Consider the following 21,357-nt stretch of genomic DNA (forward strand, 5'->3'; position numbering starts at 1 on the left):
TCCCGCTGGCTGGTGGCCCCCGACACGCGGCGGCCCTGGCTCCCCGGCCCCGAGATCCTGCTCTGGGCCGCCGTACGGGCGGCCCGCGCGGCGGCGGCGTCGGCGGTGCGGATATCGATTTTTCCTCGCGCCGATCAGGATGCTAAGGTCTACGACGTCAGCAGGCGCCGCTAGCTCAGTTGGTTAGAGCAGCTGACTCTTAATCAGCGGGTCCGGGGTTCGAGTCCCTGGCGGCGCACGCCAACGAGAGCGGGATGATTCGCGGAAACGCGAGCGTCCCGCTCTCGTCGTTTCCGCCACCGCCGTGGAACCCGCCGCCGGACACCGTTTCCGTCGGCCGGTCGCCCCGGCGCGGAGGCCACCCCTGCCACCCTTGCCACCCCTGCCGCGACGGCCTCCGCCACGGCGACCGCCGTCGCGAGCGGCGGCTCAGCCCGTCGTGATCCTCACCGTCCAGGCCCCCGAGGCCGTCCGGTCCTCCACCTGGACGCGAACGTGCGCTCCCGGCACCCCGAAGCTCTCCCCGAGGCTCACCGGGGCGTCGGCGAGAGGCGGGTAGACGGAGTCCTCCCAGCAGGACTCGGTACGGGGGTGCGCGTCGAGGACCTGGATGGGGCCGCTGCCCGACTCGGTCCTGCTGCGGACCCGGTAGACGAGGACGCCCTGCTCGCACGTCGAGCCGTCGTTGCCCGCCGGTCCGCGCGCCTCCAGGGCGATCGCGCTGTCCGGGCCCGTCGGGACCACCGCCAGTTTGGTGCCCCGGCCGGCTCCGAAGGTCTCCGAACCGGGGGGAGCCGCCACGCCCACCGCGTTCGCCGACGTGACCGGCGCGCCCCGACCGGGCGAGGACCCCCGCCGCCCGCCCGGAGGTACCCGCGGTCCCTGCCGGACCTCCCCCGTCCCCCTCGACGCGGTCGACGCGGCCGGTCCGCTCGTCGCCGACACGGCCGGGGAGACCGCCGGCGCCTCGGCGACGGCGGCTCCCCCGGCGCCCGCGCCGGCCGAACCGGCCGAACCGGCCGCGGAGCCGGCCTCCGGGCCGACGGGTCCGGTCTCCAGCGGTTCCAGGGTCAGCCGCGTGGTGCCGGAGCCCAGTACGCACGCCACCTGGTGCGGTTCCAGCCATCCCAGCCGCCACTTGTGCCAGCCGAAGAGGTCGGGGGCGAGGCCGAACTGGCTGCCCATGAGGTCCCAGTCGCCCACATAGGTGTCCCAGTCGCCCTTGCCGTCGGTGGGGCGGTGATAGAGGTCGGGCAGGTCGAAGACGTGACCGGTCTCGTGCGCGAGGACGAGACGGTCCGGCGGATGCTTCTCGAAGACCGTGACGACGCGCCGGATGCTCTTGCCGTCCGCGTGCAGCGGCGCGTCCAGGTTGACGACCTTCGTGGCGTCCGAGTCGACACCGGGCGCGTCCGGGTCCGCGACGAAGTAGACGACGTCGTAGCGCGAGAAGTCGACCCGCGGATCGGCCACGGACAGGGCGTCGCGCAGATAGGCGGCACGGTCGCCGGCGTTCCAGTCGCGCTGTATGGCGTACGACGTGGAGGGGTGCGGCATCTGGATCCAGGTGCGCCGGGGGTGCGGCCGGACCGTGAACCTGCCGTACGAGGCGCGCTCGAAGAAACGGCTGGTGGCCGGGAAGTAGTCGCCGGTCAGCTCGGCGGGCGTGGTGCGCGGGGTGGAGTCGGGGAAGGACAGGAAGACCATCACCGCGTCGAGGGGACGGGTGGGGCGTTCGTAGGCGGTGTTCCAGGTGTCGGCGCCCTCCGAGTGGTGCGCCGCGGTCCGCGTCAGGGCGCAGGGCGACGCGAGGGGTTCGGCGAGCGCGTGGCCCGGCCCCAGGGAGGTCGCGGCGAGCGCGGTCATCGAGGTGAACATGGCCGCGGTGCTGCGCCAGCGGGGCGTCCCGTCGCGGGCGAGACCGCGCAGTGCCTCGCGGGCGAGAACCCTCAGGGGGAGCGGACGCGGCACGTCGACCTCCGGATGCGGTTTCGGGACACCGCATCCAGCCTGATTGAATTTGTACTATTTTGCCCTGTTTGTCTGAACCGGAAGAGTGAGCCGGTGATCGGCCGACACCCCCGAACGTGCACGGAACGTCACGTGCGGTCCACAGGAGAGGGAACCCGTCCGGATAACAGGCAGAAACGATCTGTCAGAAGAGGTGGTTGTTCCTGGACACTGGACAGTGGCTGCACCGTTTCGGGGACAGCCTCTATGATCGGCACACTTTCCTGCACGGACACGGCTTGTGCGGCCGCCCATCACCGGCCGACCACCCCGAGAGACCCATACGAAGAACGAGTGCACTGCGGGAGCGAGCGGTGAGCGGAACGTCCGAAGGGCCGGCGCCCGCGGGAGACCTCGTCCGGCCGGCCGTCACAGAACGTCACGTCGACACGTCTTCTCGTACGTCCGCCGGGACCTCTCCCGGCCCACCCGTCCCCTCCGTACCTCCCGCGGCGCCGGGACCGTCCTCCGGAACGCCCGCGCCCACGGCGGTTCCCGACGGAACGTCACTCCGTACCTTCCACGCCGCCTTCGCCACCGCCCCTCTCGCGATGGCCGTCGTCGACCGCGAGGGCCTCGTCGTCACCGCCAACGAAGCGCTGGGCACCCTGTTCGGCGCCGGGGCGCGGACGTTCGTCGGGCGGGCCGCCGCCGACCTGATGGACCTGGACTCCGACCCCCGCACCCGGCAGACGTACCACGAGATGCTGGGCGGCAGCCAGGCCCGGCTGCGCTGCACCCGCCGGCTCAGGCACCCCGACGGCCACGCGATCTGGGCGCAGGTCACGATCGCGCCGCTGCCCCCGCCGGAACGGGCGGTCCTGATCTCGGTCGCCGACATCGGCGCGAAGCGTGAACTCCAGGCGCGGCTGCGCCACTTGCAGATGCACGACCCGGTGACCCGGCTGCCCAACCGGGCGCTGTTCTTCGAGCGCCTGTCGGCGGCGCTGGAGGCGGAGACGTACGAGGAGTGCGGCACCGGCCGGATCGGGCTCTGCTATCTGGACCTGGACGGGTTCAAGGCGGTCAACGACACCCTCGGCCACCGGGTCGGGGACCGGCTGCTCGCGGCCGTCGCGGAGCGTCTGACGCGCTGCGCCGAGGCGGCCGGCCTCACCAGGGCGGCCGCTCCCCTGGTGGCACGGCTGGGAGGGGACGAGTTCGCGCTGCTCGTCGAGGACTCGACGGGAACCGACCAGCTCGCGGACCTCGCCGAGTCCGCGCTGAAGGCGCTCCAGGCGCCGTTCGACCTGTCGGGACAGCGGCTGTCCCTGTCGGCGTCCATCGGGGTCGTCGAGCGGCGCGCCGCCGGTACCACCGCGACCGGTCTGATGCAGGCCGCGGACACCACGCTGTACTGGGCGAAGGCGGACGGCAAGGGCCGCTGGACGCTCTTCGACCCGGAGCGCAACGCGCACCGCATGACCCGCCAGGCCCTGTCGTCCACCCTCCGTTCGGCCGTCGAGCGGGGCGAGTTCACCCTGGAGTACCAGCCGTTGGTGGGCATGGAGGACGGCGGTGTGCACGGGGTCGAGGCGCTCGTCCGCTGGAACCACCCGAGGTTCGGGACGCTCACACCGAACCGGTTCATCGGACTGGCCGAGGAGAACGGCTCGATCGTCCAGCTCGGCCGCTGGGTGCTGGCCACCGCCTGCCGCCAGGCCCGCCGCTGGCAGCTGGACCGTCCCGACGCCCCGCCGATCTTCGTCAGCGTCAACGTCGCCGTGCGCCAGGTCTGGGACTCCGACCTGGTGGCGGACGTGGCGAAGATCCTGACGGAGACCGGACTGGCCCCGAACCTGCTCCAGCTCGAGCTGACGGAGTCGGCGGTGATGGGCTCGGCGGGTCGGCCGCTCCAGGCGCTGCAAGCCCTCAGCGACATGGGGGTGCGCATCGCCATCGACGACTTCGGCACCGGCTACTCGAACCTCGCCTACCTGAGCAGGCTCCCGGTGTCCGTGCTGAAACTGGACGGTTCCTTCGTCCGCGGCTTCCAGTACGAGAACGCCGACGGTTCCTCCGACCGTCCCAACCCGGCCGACGAGGTCATCGTCGAGGCGCTCATCCAGCTCGCCCACCGGCTCGGCCTGACGGTCACCGCCGAATGCGTGGAGACCCCCTCGCAGGCGTCACGACTGCGCGGGATCGGCTGCGACACCGGCCAGGGCTGGCTGTACTCCCGGCCGGTGACACCGGAACGCATCTCCGCGCTCCTGACGGCGGCGGCCTGTCCTCAGCCCTGAGCGCCCCGCTCCCCGGTCAACCCGTAGGCGTCCGCGATCAGTTCGTACGAGCGCAGCCGTACGTCACCGCTGTGCGCGTTGCCCGTGATCATCAACTCGTCGGCGCCGGTGCGCTTCTGGAGGTCGTCGAGGCCGGCGCGCACCTCGTCGGCGGTGCCGTGGATGACGTTGGCGTTCCAGGAACCGACGAACTCCCGCTCCATCGCGCTGAATTCATAGGCCTCCGCCTCTTCCGGGGTCGGTACGAGACCGGGACGCCCGGTGCGCAGGCGGACCATGCTCAGGGCGGCGGCCAGCACCTGCCGACGGGCCTCCTTCTCCTCGTCCGCGGCGATGGCGGCGACCCCGATGAGGGCGTACGGGGCGTCGAGGACCGCGCTCGGCCGGAAGGAATCGCGGTAGAGGTCGAGCGCCGGGATCGTGTTCTGCGCCGAGAAGTGGTGCGCGAAGGCGAAGGGGAGACCGAGGGCCCCGGCGAGGCGGGCGCTGAAGCCGGAGGAGCCGAGCAGCCAGACCGGGGGCCGGTGCCGGGACTGGACACCGCCCGGCGAGGTCGCCTGGACCGGACCGGGGACGGCGTGGATCCGGGCGTAGGGGTGGCCGTCGGGGAAGTCGTCGTCCAGGAAGCGGACGAGTTCCGCGAGCTGGTCGGGGAAGTCGTCGGCGCCCTCGTTCAGGCGCTGGGTGCGGCGCAGCGCGGCGGCCGTGGCGCCGTCCGTGCCCGGGGCCCGGCCGAGGCCGAGGTCGATGCGGCCCGGGGCCATCGCCTCCAGCGTGCCGAACTGCTCGGCGATGACCAGCGGGGCGTGGTTGGGGAGCATCACTCCGCCGGAGCCGAGGCGGACGCGGTCCGTGTGGGCGGCCAGGTGGGCGAGGATCACCGCGGGCGAGGAGCTGGCGACCCCGGGCATCGAGTGGTGTTCGGCCACCCAGTAGCGGTGGAAGCCGCGGGAGTCCGCGAGGCGGGCGATCTCGACGCTGGTGCGCAGGGCGTCGGTCGCGGTGCGGCCCGCGCCCACGGTGACCAGGTCCAGTACGGACAGGGGCACGGGCGCGGTGCCCCGTGCCGTGCCGCGGATCCCGTCCCTCTGGGCCGCTTCGTCCACCGTCTCGTCCACCGGGGTGCCTCCTGTCGCGTACGCGTTGTCTCCTCGCCCTACGAACAGGAGGATGCCTCCGGTTATTCCCCGGGCGGGCCGGACGGCTCCCCGGGACGGGGCTGGGGGTCGTTTCGCCCCCCCCTCCGCCCCTTCCCTCCCCCAAGGTCTCGGCTTCTCCCCCAGCCTTCGGCCGGGAGGGACCCCCAGACCAGGGGGACCCCCGTCGCACCTGGGGCCCCACCCCCGGACCCCGGCTCCTCGAACGCCGGAGGGGCCGGATTCTCCCGGAGAGCCGGATCCTCACTCCGCCTGGACGATCGGCTCCCTCGTGAAGAGGGTGCCGAGGGCCGGGGCGTTCACCCTGCGGTCCGTCAGGCGCAGGGCCTCCCAGACCGTGACCTGGGCCGCGGTGAGGACCGGTTTGGCCAGGTCCTCCTCCAGGGCCGTGAGGTGGGAGACGGTGTGCAGGGCCGTGTCGGGGAGGAGGACCGCGCCGGCGTCCGGGTGGTCCGCCTCGCGGGCCAGGGCGAGGACCCGGTCGTAGTCCCAGTCGGCGGTCCCGGTGGCGGCGACGGCGCCGGAGCCCCGCACCGCGGCCACCTCCGTACCGGTCTCCTCCAGGAACGCCGCGAAGAGCGCGGCCACGTCGTCGGGGCAGGCAGCCCCGATCGCGACCCGGGCCGCCCCGATCTCCCGCGCCGCGTGCGTGAAGGCGAAGGACGTCGAGGAGGCGGGCAGGCCGGCCGCCCTGGCGAGGCCGCGGACCTGATCGTGGGCGCCCTGCGCCCCGTGCGCGGAGCCGCCGCTCACGCACGCCCAGACCACCGCCTCCGCACCGGACAGGCGCAGCTCCTCGACGCCCGCCGCGAGACGCCGCGCCGAGCCCGCCTCGCGGAGCGCTTCCGTCCGGTGGACGTCCTCCTCGTCCGTGTGGACGAGGGTCAGACGGATGTCGCTGCCGAGCAGTTGTTCGATGCGCGGGTAGTCGTCCTCGGCCGAGTGGCCGGGGTAGAGGAATCCGAGTGCGGTCATGCCCAACCTTCCTGTTCTCCGGGAAGTACGGGTCCCCGGTCGGCGGCCCGGTCAATCAGCCGCGGACAGAGGTCCACCGCCCGGGTACCCCGTCGGCGCGGTGCCGCCCACGTCGTCACCCGGCCGGCCGGGATCACCGGATCCGCGGCTCTGCCGCCGCCCGGAGGGGGCCGCCCGTGGCGGGCACCGGGCCCGGAGGAGCGAACGGGCGGACAACGGACCGTATGCGCGCCCTTGTTGGCGAAGGTAGGTTCGGGTCCGGGCGTGGCCGGTCCGCGCGTCCCGGACGGCCCGGTCCTCGTCCGCCCGCACGTGTCCCCGGTCATCTCGCCCCAGGATCCCCCAGAGGAGCGGACCCGCCTTGCGAAACGGTTTCCCCCGATGAGCGCCCGTACGTCCCCCGGCACGTCCCGTCCGTCGGTCCGGCCCACCCTGCTCGTCCTGGGCACCGACCCGCTCCCCCGGCTGGGCCGGCTCACCGGCCGGGTGCGGATCGAGTACGCCGACGAGTCCACGCTCGCGGAGCGGCTGCCGCACGCGGACGTGCTGCTCGTGTGGGACCTGGCCTCGCACGCCGTACGCCGCGCCTGGCCGGGCGAGGGGCCGCGGCCGCGCTGGGTGCACGCCGCCGGCGCGGGCGTGGAGCACCTGATGTGCCCCGAGCTCACCGCCTCCGACACGGTGGTGACCAACGCGCGCGGCGTCTTCGACCGGCCGATCGCCGAGTACGTGGCCGCCCTGGTCCTCGCCATGGCGAAGGACCTTCCGCGGACCTGGGACCTTCAGCGGCAGCACGAGTGGCGGCACCGCGAGTCCCAGCGGGTGGCCGGGACCCGCGCCTGCGTGGTGGGATCGGGGCCGATCGGACGGGCGATCGCCCGCACCCTCAAGGCGCTCGACGTCACCACGGCCCTGGTGGGGCGCGTCCCGCGCACCGGGATCCACGGTCCCGGAGAACTGGACCGGCTGATGGCGCGCGCCGACTGGGTGGTGTCCGCCGCCCCGCTCACCGCGGAGACCCGCGGCATGTTCGACGCCCGGCGCTTCGGGATGATGCAGCCGTCGGCCCGCTTCGTCAATGTCGGTCGCGGGCAGCTCGTCGTCGAGGAGGCGCTCGCCGAGGCACTGTCGAAACGGTGGATCGCGGGCGCGGCCCTCGACGTCTTCCAGCACGAACCGCTCGGCCGTGACAGCCCGTTGTGGTCCGTCCCGGGTCTGATCGTGTCGCCGCACATGAGCGGCGACACGGTCGGCTGGCAGGACGAACTGAGCGCGCAGTTCGTGGAGTTGTACGAGCGCTGGGCGGCGGGCAAGCCGCTGTCGAACGTGGTCGACAAGAAGCGCGGGTACGTGCCGGGGCACTGATCCGCCCGGGGAAGGACCGGGGTCCCGGTCCAAGTCCCGCGGGGCCGGGGGCCGCAGGATTCCTCGACGGCCGCCGCGCAGGACGAGGGCGTACCGGACGTACGGGGCCGGAACCGGTCCGCATACATCGCATGGTCCCGGGTAGCCGCGCGCCCATGGCTCCACCACTTGGGAACGGACGTGGAAATGAACGCGGGAACGAACGCGGAAGGGAAAGACACCCGTCCGGGACCACCCGCCGGTCGCTGCTGACGGCGGTCGCGGCGGTCGGCGCGCTCGGCGCCGCCGGCTGTAGCCGGGTGGCCACGGCGTCGTCGGCGCACGGCGGTGATCTCCTCGACCGGCTGAGGGCACAGGGCGTCGTCCGCCTCGGCATCGCGGGCGAGGTCCCCTTCGGCTACATCGACAGGGACGGCCGGCTCACCGGAGAGGCGCCGGAACTCGCCAAGGCGGTCTTCAAGCGGCTGGGCGTCGACCGGGTCCAGCCGGTGCCGACCGAGTTCGGCTCCCTCATACCCGGGCTCGACTCGCAGCAGTTCGACGTCGTCTCGGCCGGGATGTACATCAACGCCGAGCGCTGCGAGCAGGTCGTCTTCGCCGACCCGGACTACCGGATGCTCGACGCGTTCGTCGTGCGCAAGGGCAATCCGAAGGGGCTGCACGACTACCGGGACGTCGTGGCGAAGAAGGCGAGGTTCGCGACCGGGACCGGCTACGCGGAGATCCAGTACGCGGTCGAGGCCGGGTACGAGGAGAGCGACATCCTGATCGTGCCCGACCAGGTCGCCGGGCTGAACGCGGTCGAGGCGGGGAGGGCGGACGTCTTCGCGGGGACGGCGCTGACCGTCCGCGAGGTGGTGCGCAAGTCGTCCGAGGCCGAGAGCACCAAGGCCTTCGCGCCGCTGGTCAAGGGGAAACCGCACGTCGACGGTGGCGGTTTCGCGTTCCGTTCGGCGGAGACGCGGCTGCGGGACGCCTTCAACGCCGAACTGCGGAAGATGAAGGAGAGCGGCGAAGTCTTCCGCATCCTGCGGCCGTTCGGCTTCACCGAGGCCGAGATGACCGACATGACGGCGAAGGAGCTGTGCCGCGGATGACACCGGGACTCTGGAAACTCGTCCTCGAAGGGATCTGGGTCACCGTCCAACTGCTGTTCCTCAGCGCGTTGCTGGCCGGAGCCATGTCCTTCCTCGCGGGAATCGCGCGCACGTCGCGACGGTGGGCCGTCCGCTTCCTCGCGGGCCTCTACACCGAGGTGTTCCGCGGCACCTCCGCGCTGATCATGATCTTCTGGGTGTACTTCGTGCTGCCGCTCGCCTTCGGCTGGCAGCTCGTCCCGCTGTGGGCGGGCACGCTGGCGCTGGGACTGACGTACGGGGCGTACGGCTCCGAGATCGTGCGCGGCGCGCTGAAGGCGGTCGACCCGGCGCAGCGCGAGGGCGGGATCGCGCTCGGTTTCACGCCCTGGCAGCGGATGCGGCTGATCCTGCTGCCGCAGGCGGTGCCGGAGATGATCCCGCCCTTCTCCAACCTGCTGGTCGAACTGCTCAAGGGCACGGCGCTCGTCTCCGTGATGGGCATGGGCGATCTGACGTTCAGCGCCACGCTGGTGCGGCTCGCGTTGCAGCAGAGCGCGGAGGTCTACACGTACGTCCTGCTCATCTACTTCGTCATGGCCTTCCTGCTCACCCGGCTGATGCGCGGCCTGGAGAAGCGGCTGAAGGCCGGGGTCGGCGGGGCGCCGGACAGCGCGCCGGCCCGGGAGGCGAAGCGGACCGCGACGGCCGGCGCGGGGGCCGGTGCGACCGTCGGCGGAGGTGCCTCATGAGTGCCGTACCCCTTCTCCGGACGACGATCGGTGGTGCCTCATGACGTGGGACTGGAACGCCGTCGGCGACTTCGTGCCGCACTTCCGGGACGGCCTGCTGGTCACCCTCCAGGCGCTGGCCCTCGGCTCGGCGATCTCGTTCGCCCTCGGCCTGGTGTGGGCGCTGCTGATGCGCGCCCCGAGCCGCTGGGTGCGCTGGCCGGTCGGGGCTGCCACCGAGTTCGTGCGCGACACCCCGCTGCTGGTACAGCTGTTCTTCCTCTTCTACGTGCTGCCCGAGTGGAACATCGCGCTCTCCGCGCTGACCACCGGTGTGATCGCGATCGGGCTGCACTACTCGACGTACACGATGCAGGTCTACCGGGCCGGCATCGAGGGCGTGCCCGCCGGCCAGTGGGAGGCGGCCACCGCGCTCGGCCTGCCCGCGCGGCGCACCTGGACGGCGGTGATCCTGCCGCAGGCGCTCCGCCGGGTGGTGCCGGCGCTCGGCAACTACGTCATCGCGATGCTCAAGGACACCCCGCTGCTGATGACCGTCACCGTGCTGGAGATGCTCGGCGAGTCGCGGCTGTACGCGCAGCAGCACTTCCGGTTCACGGAGCCGCTCACGGTCATCGGTGTGGCCTTCGTCCTCATTTCCTACCCGGCTTCCCTGCTGCTGCGAGCCCTGGAGCGACGCCTTGCCCGCTGACACGAACATCCTCGACAACCCCCCGGTGGACGGCGGCGAGCTGATCCGCTTCGACAAGGTCACCAAGCGCTTCGGCGACACCACCGTCCTCGACGGCCTCGACTTCCGCGTCGACTCCGGCAGGCACGTCACGCTGATCGGCCCGTCCGGCTCCGGCAAGACGACGATCCTGCGGCTGCTGATGACCCTGACCCGGCCGGACGAGGGCACGATCACGGTCGCCGGGGACCGGCTCTTCCCCGCCCCGGGCAAGCAGGTCCGCGAGGTCCGCAAGAAGATCGGGATGGTCTTCCAGCAGTTCAACCTGTTCCCGAACATGAGCGTGCTCAGGAACGTCACCGAGGCGCCGGTGACCGTCCTCGGTCTGTCCAGGGACGAGGCCGAGGAGCGGGCCCGGGGACTGCTGGACCTGGTCGGCCTCGCGGACAAGTGCGACCAGCGGCCGGGCCGGCTGTCCGGCGGCCAGCAGCAGCGCGTGGCCATCGCCCGCGCGCTGGCCATGCGTCCGCGGATCCTGCTGCTGGACGAGGTGACCTCCGCGCTCGACCCCGAACTGGTCGCGGGCGTCCTGGACGTCCTGCGCGACATCGCCCGCACCACGGACATCACGATGCTCTGCGTGACCCACGAGATGAATTTCGCCAGGGACATCTCGGACCAGGTCCTCATGTTCGATTCCGGCCATGTCATCGAGTCCGGGCCGCCGGAGAAGATCTTCGGCGACCCGGAGCACGAGCGGACCAGGGAATTCCTCGGCGCGGTCCTCTGACGTCGGGGGACGGACGGCGGGCGGAGGGGGCGCCCGCGGCAAGGTACGAGGTCCGGCCGACGGGTCATGCCCGAGGTTCCATGCCTTTGGCATATGCCAGCGTGGCGCGCTCCTGCTGGGAGGCGTGGAGCGCGCCGTCAATCTCGTCAACAGACCGCCGCGGACGGCACCTTGGCCGTTATCGTGTAAGGAGCCCAGCTGTCCGGGCCGACGTCATTTTTGAGCCGGGCCATGAAGCGCAGGGGGAAACCGTGGCGCTGAAGAACGAGCCGACCGCGCCGTACCACTCGGCCCAGGACGCGCTGCGCGTCCTGGAGACGGTCTCGCACCGCACGACCGGCGTCACCGAGACCGAGCTCGCCCGCCAGTGCGGCATCGGCGCCGACCGGCTGGCCGCCCTGCTGCGCATGCTGCGCCGGGAGGGCTACGTCGAGCAGGTCACGGACGGCGCGTACGTCACCGGCGCCGCCCTCGGCCGGCTCGGTTCCGCCCACGGCCGTGAGCAGGCGCTGCGCGACAAGCTCCAGCACACGATCGACCGGCTCCGCGACTCGGTCGGCGCCGCGATCTACATCAGCCGCTACATCGACGGCGAGGTGCGCGTCACCCAGTACGCGGAGAGCCCGTCCACCCCCGCGGTCAACGAATGGGTCGACTTCCGCTCCTCGGCGCACGCCAGCGCGGTCGGCAAGAGCCTTCTCGGCCAGCTCGACCACAACGGCCGCCGCGACCACCTCGCCCGCCACAAGATGGCCCGGCTCACCTCGCGGACCATCACCAGCGAGCGCCTCCTGCTCTCCCGTCTCGACTCCCAGCCGGCCACCGTGCCCGTGCTCGACCTCCAGGAGTACGCGATCGGCACGGTCTGCGCAGCCGTCCCGATCACCGCCGGCTCCTCCGTGGGCTGCCTCGCCCTCTCCCTCCCGGTCGAGCACGCCCACCGGCTCCGCCGCGCCGCGGACACGCTGAACCGCGGAGCGACTCCGGTACTGCTCTCCCTCGCCATCTGACGGGCGCCACCAGACAGGGCGCGACGGGCCCGCACGGGTGCGGGCCCCGGTCCGCCGCTCCGTCGGCACCGGGCCGGGCGCGCGGCCGAACGGTGGGGCTCGCGCGTGGTCCGCGCGGCCGGTCGGAAGCACCCCCGCGGACCAGGTAGTATTTCTTTTGTCGCCGACCGCGGAAGCGGAAGGCGAGAGTCATGCGCCGCTAGCTCAGTTGGTTAGAGCAGCTGACTCTTAATCAGCGGGTCCGGGGTTCGAGTCCCTGGCGGCGCACCTAGATGAAGGCCCTCCACGCGTGTGGGGGGCCTTCACGCATGTCCGGGAACCCCGCTCCGGGAACCCCGCTCCGGGAACCCCGCTCCCCTCCGGTCACCCGGACCGCTCCGCCGTGACGAACTCGGTCAGCACCCGCGCCAGCAGCTCCGGATCCCGTGCCCCGCACAGTTCGCGCGCCGAGTGCATCGACAGCCCCGCCACCCCCACGTCGACCGTCGCCACGCCGAGGCGCGCCGCGATGATCGGACCGATCGACGTCCCGCACGGCATCGCGTTGTGGGAGACGAACGGCTGCCACGGCACCCCGGCCCGTTCGCACGCGGCGGCGAAGGCGGCGACACCGGTGCCGTCGGTGGCGTACCGCTGGTTGACGTTGACCTTGATCACGGGGCCGCCGTTGGGCAGCGGGCGGTGGTCCGGTTCATGGCGTTCGGCGTGGTTGGGGTGGACCGCGTGGGACATGTCGGAGGAGACGCACAGGGCACCGGCCAGGGCACGGTCGAAGTCCTCCGGTCCGCCGCCCCGGGCGGTCACGCCGCGGCCCAGCACCCGTTCCAGGAAGGGGCCCTGGGCACCGGACTCCGATCCGCTGCCGACCTCCTCGTGGTCGAAGGCGGCGAGCACCGGTACGCACGCGGGCGGCCGTGCCGCGCCGGCGGCGGCGACCAGGGCGGCGACACCCGCGTGCACCGAGATCTGGTTGTCGAGGCGCGACGCGACGATGAACTCCTCGTCCGCGCCCAGATATCCGGGCGGCTGGACGTCGTGCAGCATGAGGTCCCAGCCGAGGACCTCCGTGGAGTCGGTGCCCGCCTCGTCCGCGATCCGGGCGAGCAGGGCACCGGACCGGGGGCCGCCGAGCCCCCACAGCGGGGTCATGTGCCGCTGTGGGTCCAGGGCCAGCCCCTCGTTGACGGTCCGGTCGAGGTGGATGGCGAGCTGCGGCACCCGCAGCAGCGGCTTGTCGACGCGGACCAGCCGGGTCGAACCGTCCCGCAGGACCAGCCGCCCCGAGACGCCGAGATCCCGGTCGAGCCAGGTGTTGAGCGGCACCGCGCCGTAGATCTCCACGCCGATCTGCCGCCACCCCGCGGATCCGGTGTCCGGCGCGGGCTTGACCCGCAGGTTCGGCGAGTCGGTATGGGCGCCGACGATCCGGAACGGGGTGCGGGCGGGGGCGCCCGGCGGGGCGTACCAGGCGATCAGCGCTCCCCCGCGGACGACATAGCGGCCTCCCCCGGCTCCGGCCGTCCAGTCGTCCCGCTCCCGCAGCTCCGCGAAACCCGCCTTCTCCAGGCGCTGCACCGCGCTCGCCACCACGTGGTACGGCGAGGGGCTGGCCCGGACGAAGCTGAACAGGTCGTCGTTGTGTCCGCGATCGAGCGTGTCATGCGTGGGGGACATGATTGCCTTTCGGGTGCCGTCGAGGGGGTGGGGCGGGGGTCGTCGGACCGTCTCCCGCCGGGCACGGTCCGGCCGGGTCACGGTCCTCCCGGGGCGCGCGGTCCGGCCGGGGCGGCGGCCCTCCCGGGAGGCGCTCTGAGCCGCAGGGGCATGACAAGCAACCGACCGGGCCGTGACCCCGGTGCCGGTGGCACCTCCGTCACCGTCCGGACCGCCGGCGTCGAGACCGTCGGCGTCCGGACCGCCGACGTCACCGGCGCGGGCGCGGGCCGGGGCGGCATGGCCCCGCGACTTCCGTGTCCGCGACCCGGATCAGGCAACGCGACGCCCTTCCTCCCTCGGCTCGGGCCTCCGGCGCGGGGCCCCTCGGCAGACGTGCCCGGATATCCTCCCCGCGGAAGGCGGCGGGGATGCCTCCGGTCACCACCGTTCGAAAGCCACCGCCGGACGTCCTCCGCCCGGACGCCCCCGCCCGGGCGGCTCCCGGGAGCGGTCGGCACCGGACCCCGTGCACCCGGCGCGCGGGGTGGCCCCTCGCTCCCGGACGCGAGTGCGGGCGGCGGACACCTCACCCCGGCCCGGACCGCGAACGCCGTCGGCACCGGGAAGGGCACCCGGGCCGGGGCACATCCCATACGGCCGCCCCGCCCACGAGGTCCCGGCGGGAGAACGGCCAGGGGCCACGAACGGCACCGGCACGCCCGGCCCGGCAGCGGGTCCCCCGGGCTGCCCCCGGCCCCGCCCCGTCCCGGCGGTCACCGCGTCAGCAGTTCCTCCCGGCCGTGGGCCCGGTACCGGGCCACCAGTTCGTCCGTGTCCGCCGCCGTCAGCCTCCGGTACGACGGCTCCCCCGGGGGCCGCCACCACACCGGGTCGGCGCAGCGGAAGCCCTCGCGCCTCAGGGCCACCCGGTGGATCTTGTTGGTGGCGGTGACGGGCATCCGCTCCACGATCCGCAGGAACCGGGGCGCCATCTTCGTTCCCAGGTCCGGCTGGACGAGCAGGAACCGCGCGAAGGGCGAAGGAGCGAAGCGGGTGCCCTCCTTCAGGGCCAGGGTCGCCATCACCTGGTCGCCCGCCACCGGATCCGGTACGGCGTACACCGCGACGGCGGCGGCGTCCTCGTACCGGGCGAGGATGTTCTCGATCATCGCGGCGGCGAGGTTCTCACTGTCGACGCGCAGCCGGTCGTCGCTCCGTCCGGCGAAGTAGAGGAACCCCTCGGCGTCGCGGTAGAAGAGGTCACCGGTCCAGTACCAGCCCTTCCCCGTCCCGGCCCCGCCCTCCTCTCCCGCCCCGCCTTCCCCCGGCCGGGGCGACGCCCCCCGGCGGCGGGCCTCCTCGGCCTCCGGATTGCGCCAGTACCCCTCGAAGAGACTGGTGCCCCGGTTCACCAGCTCCCCTATCGCGTCGGCGCCGTTGAGCAGACGCCCGTCCCCGGCGAAGACGGCCGGCGGGCACTCGCGCCGGGTCTCCGGGTCGATCACCGCGAGGTCGTCCGAGGGCGCCGCCCGGCCGATCGCCCCGGCCGGGGTGCCGGGCACGCGCTGGACGGCGGCGCCGCCCTCCGAGGAGCCGTACCCCTCGACCAGCCGCGCCCCGAAGCGCTTCTCGAAGGCGGCCGCGTCGACCGCGCCGGCCTCCGTGCCGAATCCCAGGCGCAGCGGGTTGTCGCGGTCGTCGGGGCGGGCGGGCGTGGCCAGCAGGTACTGCACGGCACGGCCGACATAGGTGAAGTACGTGGCTCCGCAGGCCCGCACGTCGGGGAGGAAGCCGGACGCCGAGAACCGGCGCCGCAGCGCGATCCCCGCACCGGCCGCCAGCGCCGGGGCCCAGTCGGCGATCACCGCGTTGCCGTGGAACATCGGCATGCAGATGTAGTGGGTGTCGTCCGCGCGCACCCCGAAGTGACCGACGAGCGAGTGGCCGGCGGCGGCGATCCTGCCCTGGGTGCAGATCGCGGCCTTGGGCGCGCCGGTCGAACCGGACGTGAAGAGCAGCAGGAACCGGCTGTCCGGGCCCGCCCCGCCGGCGTCCGGCCGCGCGCCCTCGTACGTCTTCAGGAGATCCGCGTAGGCGGCCGTGTCGGTCACCAGGACGCGTACGCCGGGGAGTTCGAGTCCGTCGAGGAGCGGCAGATGCGTCCGCTCGGTGACCAGGACGCGGCACTCGGTGTGCAGGATGTCCCGGGCCAGTTCGGGGCCGCGCCGGGTCGGGTTGATGCCCGCGACGGCGGCACCGGCGAGGGCGGCCGCGCCCAGCCACAGGGGGTATTCGGGGGTGTTGTCGAGCAGCACCCCCACGTGCGGCTCCGCGCCGGACGGCAGTGTCTCGGCGAGCAGTGCCGCACGCGCCGCCGCGCCCGCCGCCACCTGGTGATGGCTGACGACCCCGCCTTCGAACCACAGTCCCGGCCGGTGGTCGCCCCACCTCTCCCGTACGAGCTCCCCGACGGTGCGCCTCGTGGACTCCATGAGACCGCAAGGTAATTGACTGACCGTCAGATGTGGAGAGCCGTGCGCCCGGACCCGGACGCGCGCGCCTCAGATCCCGTCGATGAGCGAGTCCATGCCCTCGGACATCTCATGGAAACTGATCATGAAGAAGACGCAGAAGGCTATGACCATCCCGCAGAAGGCGACCAGGACGATGGTGCCCGTGGCCGCCCTGAGCGGGCTCGGCGCGTGCGCCGTCGCCTTCTCGGGCTGCTGGGCGGCGTAGTGCACGGTGACGATGTCGCCCTCGACGACCGTCGGCCGTCCGTTGCTCTCCTCGAAGCGGATCACACGGCCGTCGCGTGTCGTGAACTCGTAGACGTGGTGGAGGGTCGTGGTGACGGAGGTGTCGTGGCCGCCTCCGCTGACGGTCGTGTACGAGCGCAGACAGCGCGCCTCCGCGGTCAGTCCGCTGCTCCAGGCGCTGCGCAGCTCCAGTGCGCGGCGAACCGCCCTGGCCGCCAGCAGGAGCACCAGGACGATGATCAGCCCGGGCAGGGCATAGAAAAACGCACTCATGACGGTCCCCCGGTGGTCGGATACTGCTCCCCGCACGTCGACATGGTCATGTCGACGTGCGGGGAACATACCCGAGCCGGTGCCGTCAGCTCCTCAAGGGGGGCTCAGAACTCGGGCCCCGGACCTCAGAACGTGACGTCCGCGCAGGAGTAGAACGCGTTCGTCGTGTCCGCGACCGTCCACACCCCGAGGATGACGTGGTGCCCGCTCCTGCCGCCGGGCAGCGTGCCGGTGTGCGTGAGGGTGGCCGGGGGGCGCTGTCCGTTGTAGGGGACCGTCAGGAACGGGGTGGTCTCCAGGTCCGCGCGGGTCAGCGCGTGGTTCTGGTTCCAGCCGGTCTTGGTGATGAAGTACTTGAAGTCGGTCGTCGCGTGCATCGCGGTGAACTGCCAGCGGAACGTGTAGTTCGCTCCCGCGGTGACCCTGGTGGTCGGCCAGGCCGTGCCCGCCGGGGTCTTCGGCTGGTCGAGCTGGCCGAAGTTGGTGTGCCCCGCGGAGCAGATCCTGCCGTCGGCCGGACCCGCCGCCGGGAAGCCCTTGAGGCCCTCGACGCTCTGCGGTTCCCACTGGATGTCACCGCAGTTGGCCACGATGCCGCCGTTCGCGGCGCACATCTTCTGCCGGCTGAGGGGCTGGTCGGTGTAGCCGTGGGCGCTGGCTCCGCCCGTGGAGAGCACGAAGGTACCCGCCGTGGCGAGACCGAGCGCCGCCGCGTACAACTTCGCTTTCCCGCCGGTGCGGGACCGGCCGGTGGGGTTCTGGTTCGTCCGTGTGCGCATGCTGCTGCTCCTGGAGGACGTGGGGGATGTGCCCGTGAGCCGCGCGCGTGATTCAGGTCTAGACCAAGTGTCAGATTATTGCGGGTAGTTGAACGTGTCCATACCAATAGCCGACCCTCCCGGACCGCACGGCCCGGCGGACTCGCCCTGACGCCCCGCCCGGCCGGCCCCCTCCACCCCGCGCCGGGACCTACGAGGACACCTCCCCGCGCCCCGTGCAGAACGCCACCGTCAGATCCTTCACCAGCGCCTTGCGTTCGTAGTCGTCCAGTTCGACCAGTCCCCGCAGGGTCAGCCGGGTCACCGTGTCCTCCACCGAGTCGACGACCGAACCGAGCACGCTGTCGCGGCACTGGGCGTCCAGGGCCGCGATCCGGCGGCGCTGCATCACGGCGGCGATCTCCGGCGCGTACTCGATCCGGGTCGGCTGCGCGGAGAACACCTCCAGGCCGACCGGGGCCGTGTCCGCGGCCACCATCCGGGTCAGCGCCTCGCCGACCGCGTCCGTGTTGCGCAGGGTCAGATCCCTGACCACGGCGGGCGGCAGCTCGGCCGGCACCTGGGAGAGCACCCGCGAGAGGGCCGCCTCCACGCACTCGCGCAGATACGTCCGGTGGTCGTCGACCGCGAGCACGGCCCGCGCGGTGTCCTTGACGCGCCAGACGACGAGCACGACCACCCGCAGCTCGACCCCGTTCGCGTCGACCACGGACATCGGCTCGCCGCGCCAGTGCCGCAGCCGCACGTCGACCCGGCGGCGCAGCACCAGCGGGTTGATCCACATCAGTCCGGTGCGCCGGACCGTGCCGCGGTAGCGCCCGAACAGGCCGAGCACCCAGGCCCGCCCGGTCCGGCCGCGGGCGAGGCCGCCGAAGCCGAACAGACCGAGGGCGCCCGCCCCGGCGTACGCGGCCCACTGCGCGAACCCGAGCCCGGCGCCCACGCGTCCGGGCAGTTCCAGCGCCGCCTGCACGGAGGGCGGCAGCACACCCGCCCACCAGGTGGTGAGGGCGCATCCGGCCACACCACAGGCCCCGGCCAGCACACCCGCCGCTCCGGGCAGCACCCGCGCGGGCCGTTCGACCAGCTCGGGATCGACCTCCGGCACCGGGCGCACGGGCCTGCCGGACGCGGGCCGCCGGATCCTCGGCTGCTCCCCGGTACCGCGCCGACGGCCCACGACCGCGGGCGCCAGCGGCACGGAGACCGGGTCGGGGTCGTCGCGGAAGAGCAGGTGGACGGGGATCTCGGTGGTCGCCTCGTTGTGGATGAGCCGGGCGGGCCGGTGACCGCCGCCGCACTCGGCCACCGCGTCGGACCGGTGACCGCCGGCCCCGGCCGCCGTGTCGGGCCGGGGTTCCGCCGGAGCCGCCCCCTCGGACTCCGGAGTGTCTGACGTCGTCGTACTCATAGCTGCCTCCATGCCTCCGCGCCTGGAAGTGTGTTCACGAGCCGTGGGGAGCCGGACCGCTCAGGAGAAGAGCCGCCGCCAGGTCTCCGGTCCCGGATAGCCGTCCGCCGCCCCGCCGCGCCAGCCCTGGGCTCGCTGGAACGCCTCGACGTTGCGCCGGTCCGCCTCGCCCCAGCGCGGCCCCGGACCGGACGTGTAGTACCTGCCGAACCCCTTCTCGACCAGCCGCTTCCCCAGTCGGGTCACATGGGCGTCGTTCGCCCCGGGCCGGAACACCGCGCGCCCCGGATAGCCGGGCACGGCGCGCGAGGAGCCCGGCCCGGCCGTCGCGGCGGGGATGTCCCTGCCCTTCCTGCCGACCAGGTACGACCAGGTCCTGGGCCCCGGCAGCCCGTCCGCGTCGGCTCCCCTCCAGCCCTGCGCCCGCTGGAACGCCTGGGTGGCCCGCCGGTCCGCGGCCGACCAGCGCGGTCCCGGCCCCCTGGTGTAGAAGCGGCGCCCGCCCCGGTCCACCAGGAGCCGGCCGAGCTGTGTGACGTACGCGTTGTCCGCGCCGTTCCCGAAGTACGCGGCCCCCGGGTAGCGGGTCGAGGTGGAGGGCGGCGAACCGCCCGCGCCCTCGGTGACCCCCCGGTAGCGATAGGGCACGTAGTGACTGGAGTTCGTCCAGTACGCGTACGGGGTGGACCGCTTCCTGGCGTGCGGCGGAGCCTGCTCGTACGCGACGTACTGGGTGTGCGTGGAGTCCGTCCAGCCGCCGAAGACGACGACGTGCGAGCCCCTCTCGGGGTCGGCGGGGTTGTGGAAGAGCAGGATGTCGCCCGGCTGGAGCCGGTCCCGGGTGATCCGCACCCCGAAGCTGTCGAGGCTGCCGGTCCATTCGTTGCCCGGCAGGTTCCAGGCCATCGAGACGAAGCCGGAGCAGTCCTGCCGGTACCCGTCCCGCCAGTAGCTGTCCATGCTGTACGGCACCTGCGCGTCGATCCAGGTCCTGGCCCGGCCGATGATCGCGGCCCGCGTGGTGGCGGGCACCCGGAGCGTCCCCTCCGGCCCGGCGAGCGGCGCCGACCCCTCCGCCGGACCGTACAGCGGCGCCCTGCGGCCCTGGGGGGTGTCGCCGTGCCCGTCGGCCGGGGGGACACCGGGCCGGGCGGGTCCGTGCACGGCGGCGACCGCCGGCACCGCGCCGAGGACGGTTCCCGCCGTGGCGGCCAGCGCGAGGGCCACGGGGGTCCGCGCCATCCCCGCGAGGCCGAGGGCACGGGCGCGGGAGGCGGGGTGGCCCGGGGAGCCGGACGGCCCGGACTGCGGGGAAAGGGGCAGGACGCACCGCCAGTGAACACATCCGGGGCAATCGCAGTCACTCGCGGGATCGACGTCCTCGAACACCGGAGCCTCCATGTGACGCCCCTCACACTCCAGATTGAAATGTCCGCAATTCTGCACGTTCGTCAGTTTCTCAACTGTCGTCCCGCGTCGCATGTTGACGGTCCGAATGATGTACGGAGCCACCCCCGCCGACCGCGGGGCACCCACCTGGTCAGGAGCACCCCCGCGGGTCGGGTAGAGTTTTCCTGTCAGCAGGCGCCGCTAGCTCAGTTGGTTAGAGCAGCTGACTCTTAATCAGCGGGTCCGGGGTTCGAGTCCCTGGCGGCGCACGGACCGAAGGGCCTCCTCGTGAGAACGAGGGGGCCCTTCGTCATGCTCGCGAGCCGCTCGCCGGAGCCGGCGCCCGCCGTTCCCGGACTTGGCGACAAACGGACTAGGAACCGTGGCGCTCATCTGTCCTAGGGTGGCCTCAAATGGCTTCCATGCCAGGTCGGTCGGTCCGGACCGACCGCGTCACTCCGGCGGGCGGACCCCAGGCCTCCCGCGCCGGCGCCGGGTTACTCCCGCAGCCCGTGCGCCCGCGGTCGAGGACCGGCCCGGTCGGCGGCTTCGGGGGGAGCCGGCCGCCGACCGGGCCCGGTACCGCCCGCGGGTGCCCCCGTCCTACGGCCCGCTCCCCGTGAGGTACGCCGAGACGACCACGTTCGCCGTGTAGCTGCCGTCCGCCCGGTCGAAGGTTCCGCCGCAGGTGATCAGCCGCAGCTCGGCCCGCCCCGGCTTCCGTGCCCCGTAGGCCTGCCGGGCGTCGAAACGGTCGCGCGGCAGCACCTGGACGTCGTCCACGGTGAACTCGGCGACCGTCCCGTCGTCACGCGCGACCCGGACGGTGTCACCGGGCTTGACGGTGCTGAGCCGGTAGAAGACCGCGGGCCGGGTCTCGGTGTCGACGTGGGCGACCATCAGCGCCGCCCCGACGGACCCCGGCTCCGCCCCCGCCGCGTACCAGCCGACGACACCCGGCTGGTCGAACGGGGGCGCCTCGATGGCGCCCCGGCCGTCCAGCCCACGGGCCACGACGGGGGCCTGCACCCCCATCGAGGGA

At 73.0% G+C, this 21,357-nt stretch carries 17 protein-coding genes and 3 tRNA genes; 10 read left to right on the forward strand and 10 right to left on the reverse strand.

What is annotated here, in order from left to right:
- The first annotated feature begins 164 nt into the window (after nucleotides 1-164).
- A tRNA-Lys gene (locus CW362_RS37480) sits at nucleotides 165-238 on the forward strand.
- A 191-nt stretch (nucleotides 239-429) separates the two neighbouring features.
- Here the strand turns inward: CW362_RS37480 and CW362_RS37485 are convergent.
- Nucleotides 430-1,971, reverse strand: a complete 1,542-nt coding sequence (locus CW362_RS37485) for a M6 family metalloprotease domain-containing protein (RefSeq protein WP_103554066.1) — start codon at nucleotides 1,969-1,971, stop codon at nucleotides 430-432.
- A gap of 353 nt (nucleotides 1,972-2,324) precedes the next feature.
- Here CW362_RS37485 and CW362_RS37490 point away from each other — a divergent pair, with 353 nt between their 5' ends.
- Nucleotides 2,325-4,253: a putative bifunctional diguanylate cyclase/phosphodiesterase gene (locus CW362_RS37490; RefSeq protein ID WP_103554067.1), complete on the forward strand. Its 1,929-nt coding sequence runs from the start codon at nucleotides 2,325-2,327 to the stop codon at nucleotides 4,251-4,253.
- Here the strand turns inward: CW362_RS37490 and CW362_RS37495 are convergent.
- Both CW362_RS37495 and CW362_RS37500 read right to left on the reverse strand, forming a co-directional pair.
- On the reverse strand, nucleotides 4,244-5,371 hold the full coding sequence (locus CW362_RS37495; protein WP_240658252.1) for an LLM class flavin-dependent oxidoreductase: 1,128 nt from the start codon (nucleotides 5,369-5,371) through the stop codon (nucleotides 4,244-4,246). The two genes, CW362_RS37490 and CW362_RS37495, sit on opposite strands and share 10 nt — an antisense overlap.
- 282 nt (nucleotides 5,372-5,653) lie before the next feature.
- Complete coding sequence (locus CW362_RS37500) at nucleotides 5,654-6,385, reverse strand: maleate cis-trans isomerase family protein (RefSeq protein WP_103554068.1); 732 nt, start codon at nucleotides 6,383-6,385, stop codon at nucleotides 5,654-5,656.
- A 381-nt stretch (nucleotides 6,386-6,766) separates the two neighbouring features.
- Here CW362_RS37500 and CW362_RS37505 point away from each other — a divergent pair, with 381 nt between their 5' ends.
- From CW362_RS37505 to CW362_RS37535, 7 genes are all read left to right on the forward strand, one after another.
- Entirely contained in the window at nucleotides 6,767-7,750 is a 984-nt protein-coding gene (locus tag CW362_RS37505; RefSeq protein WP_103554069.1) for a D-2-hydroxyacid dehydrogenase, read from the forward strand.
- 155 nt (nucleotides 7,751-7,905) lie between these two features.
- Nucleotides 7,906-8,847, forward strand: a complete 942-nt coding sequence (gene ehuB, locus CW362_RS37510) for an ectoine/hydroxyectoine ABC transporter substrate-binding protein EhuB (protein ID WP_103554070.1) — start codon at nucleotides 7,906-7,908, stop codon at nucleotides 8,845-8,847.
- Nucleotides 8,844-9,578 (forward strand): ectoine/hydroxyectoine ABC transporter permease subunit EhuC, encoded by a 735-nt coding sequence (gene ehuC, locus CW362_RS37515; protein WP_103554071.1) that lies wholly within the window; start codon nucleotides 8,844-8,846, stop codon nucleotides 9,576-9,578. Before ehuB ends, ehuC begins: the two co-directional genes overlap by 4 nt.
- 40 nt (nucleotides 9,579-9,618) lie before the next feature.
- Complete coding sequence (ehuD, locus tag CW362_RS37520; protein WP_103554072.1) at nucleotides 9,619-10,269, forward strand: ectoine/hydroxyectoine ABC transporter permease subunit EhuD; 651 nt, start codon at nucleotides 9,619-9,621, stop codon at nucleotides 10,267-10,269.
- Nucleotides 10,259-11,038, forward strand: coding sequence for an ectoine/hydroxyectoine ABC transporter ATP-binding protein EhuA (gene ehuA / locus CW362_RS37525; RefSeq protein WP_103554073.1), 780 nt, complete (start codon nucleotides 10,259-10,261; stop codon nucleotides 11,036-11,038). Before ehuD ends, ehuA begins: the two co-directional genes overlap by 11 nt.
- Nucleotides 11,039-11,289: 251 nt before the next feature.
- Entirely contained in the window at nucleotides 11,290-12,048 is a 759-nt protein-coding gene (locus CW362_RS37530) for an IclR family transcriptional regulator (RefSeq protein WP_103554074.1), read from the forward strand.
- 193 nt (nucleotides 12,049-12,241) lie between these two features.
- A tRNA-Lys gene (locus CW362_RS37535) sits at nucleotides 12,242-12,315 on the forward strand.
- Nucleotides 12,316-12,411: 96 nt separating this feature from the next.
- Here CW362_RS37535 and CW362_RS37540 read toward each other — a convergent pair.
- The 6 genes from CW362_RS37540 to CW362_RS37565 form a co-directional block, all read right to left on the reverse strand.
- The gene (locus tag CW362_RS37540; protein WP_103554075.1) at nucleotides 12,412-13,722 is read right to left on the reverse strand and encodes a M18 family aminopeptidase; all 1,311 of its coding nucleotides are present in this window, start codon (nucleotides 13,720-13,722) and stop codon (nucleotides 12,412-12,414) included.
- Between the two features lie 755 nt (nucleotides 13,723-14,477).
- Nucleotides 14,478-16,196 carry an AMP-binding protein gene (locus CW362_RS37545; protein WP_103554076.1) on the reverse strand — a complete coding sequence of 573 codons (1,719 nt, stop codon included), beginning with the start codon at nucleotides 16,194-16,196 and terminating at the stop codon, nucleotides 14,478-14,480.
- A gap of 69 nt (nucleotides 16,197-16,265) precedes the next feature.
- Nucleotides 16,266-16,736 carry a DUF3592 domain-containing protein gene (locus tag CW362_RS37550; protein WP_103554077.1) on the reverse strand — a complete coding sequence of 157 codons (471 nt, stop codon included), beginning with the start codon at nucleotides 16,734-16,736 and terminating at the stop codon, nucleotides 16,266-16,268.
- A 125-nt stretch (nucleotides 16,737-16,861) separates the two neighbouring features.
- Complete coding sequence (locus CW362_RS37555) at nucleotides 16,862-17,515, reverse strand: lytic polysaccharide monooxygenase auxiliary activity family 9 protein (RefSeq protein WP_103554078.1); 654 nt, start codon at nucleotides 17,513-17,515, stop codon at nucleotides 16,862-16,864.
- A 190-nt stretch (nucleotides 17,516-17,705) separates the two neighbouring features.
- Complete coding sequence (locus tag CW362_RS37560) at nucleotides 17,706-18,926, reverse strand: SPFH domain-containing protein (RefSeq protein ID WP_103554079.1); 1,221 nt, start codon at nucleotides 18,924-18,926, stop codon at nucleotides 17,706-17,708.
- A gap of 60 nt (nucleotides 18,927-18,986) precedes the next feature.
- Nucleotides 18,987-20,327 (reverse strand): peptidoglycan-binding protein, encoded by a 1,341-nt coding sequence (locus tag CW362_RS37565; protein ID WP_103554080.1) that lies wholly within the window; start codon nucleotides 20,325-20,327, stop codon nucleotides 18,987-18,989.
- Between the two features lie 183 nt (nucleotides 20,328-20,510).
- Here CW362_RS37565 and CW362_RS37570 point away from each other — a divergent pair.
- Nucleotides 20,511-20,584, forward strand: a tRNA-Lys gene (locus CW362_RS37570).
- A 334-nt stretch (nucleotides 20,585-20,918) separates the two neighbouring features.
- On the opposite strand, the gene CW362_RS37575 is transcribed toward CW362_RS37570, so the two are convergent.
- A partial coding sequence (locus CW362_RS37575) for a class F sortase (RefSeq protein WP_103554082.1) occupies nucleotides 20,919-21,357 on the reverse strand: 439 nt, incomplete at its 5' end.

This window comes from Streptomyces populi (genome assembly GCF_002911015.1).
Lineage (GTDB): Bacteria > Actinomycetota > Actinomycetes > Streptomycetales > Streptomycetaceae > Streptomyces > Streptomyces populi.

Excerpts from the sequence above, each read along its gene's own strand:
- ehuC (WP_103554071.1), top strand. The coding sequence starts at position 8,844 with ATGACACCGGGACTCTGGAAACTCGTCCTCGAAGGGATCTGGGTCACC.
- CW362_RS37540 (WP_103554075.1), bottom strand. The coding sequence starts at position 13,722 with ATGTCCCCCACGCATGACACGCTCGATCGCGGACACAACGACGACCTG.
- CW362_RS37550 (WP_103554077.1), bottom strand. The coding sequence starts at position 16,736 with ATGAGTGCGTTTTTCTATGCCCTGCCCGGGCTGATCATCGTCCTGGTG.
- CW362_RS37560 (WP_103554079.1), bottom strand. The coding sequence starts at position 18,926 with ATGAGTACGACGACGTCAGACACTCCGGAGTCCGAGGGGGCGGCTCCG.
- CW362_RS37565 (WP_103554080.1), bottom strand. The coding sequence starts at position 20,327 with ATGGAGGCTCCGGTGTTCGAGGACGTCGATCCCGCGAGTGACTGCGAT.
- ehuD (WP_103554072.1), top strand. The coding sequence starts at position 9,619 with ATGACGTGGGACTGGAACGCCGTCGGCGACTTCGTGCCGCACTTCCGG.
- CW362_RS37500 (WP_103554068.1), bottom strand. The coding sequence starts at position 6,385 with ATGACCGCACTCGGATTCCTCTACCCCGGCCACTCGGCCGAGGACGAC.
- CW362_RS37555 (WP_103554078.1), bottom strand. The coding sequence starts at position 17,515 with ATGCGCACACGGACGAACCAGAACCCCACCGGCCGGTCCCGCACCGGC.
- CW362_RS37545 (WP_103554076.1), bottom strand. The coding sequence starts at position 16,196 with ATGGAGTCCACGAGGCGCACCGTCGGGGAGCTCGTACGGGAGAGGTGG.
- ehuB (WP_103554070.1), top strand. The coding sequence starts at position 7,906 with ATGGCTCCACCACTTGGGAACGGACGTGGAAATGAACGCGGGAACGAA.
- CW362_RS37505 (WP_103554069.1), top strand. The coding sequence starts at position 6,767 with ATGAGCGCCCGTACGTCCCCCGGCACGTCCCGTCCGTCGGTCCGGCCC.